At 37.5% G+C, this 325-nt stretch carries 1 protein-coding gene; it reads right to left on the bottom strand.

Features of this window, described 5'->3' with window-relative positions; translation table 11 throughout:
* Positions 1 to 325, bottom strand: a 325-nt coding sequence (locus tag AOA61_RS00420) for a DNA gyrase C-terminal beta-propeller domain-containing protein (protein ID WP_305886517.1), incomplete at both ends; no start/stop codon positions are given.

Genomic DNA, 325 nt, shown 5'->3' with positions numbered 1-325 from the left:
TTCGTAAACGCAAAACTACTAACTACGTAGTCGTCTTCCTTTAAGTTAATGGATTTCACACCAGCTGTACGCTGGCCAGTAACACTTACTTCTTCCTCTGAATACCACAATCCATAACCATTTCTCGTTGCTACAAATACATCAGTCATGCCGTTCGTTAAAGCTACGTACACTACTGTATCGTCTTTTTTCAGCTTCACAGCCATTAAAGCTTTTGAATTCCTTTGAGCTTTATATTCTGATAGTAACGAACGCTTCACCATACCATTTTTAGTAGCAAACAATAAGTACTTATCATCCGTAAATTCTCTAATTGGAATAGCAG

The organism is Pseudomonas sp. 2995-1 (assembly GCF_002742505.1).
GTDB lineage: Bacteria > Pseudomonadota > Gammaproteobacteria > Pseudomonadales > Pseudomonadaceae > Aquipseudomonas > Aquipseudomonas sivasensis.
The sequence above is the reverse complement of the archived record's forward strand: the minus strand, read 5'-3'. Positions and strand labels throughout refer to the sequence as shown.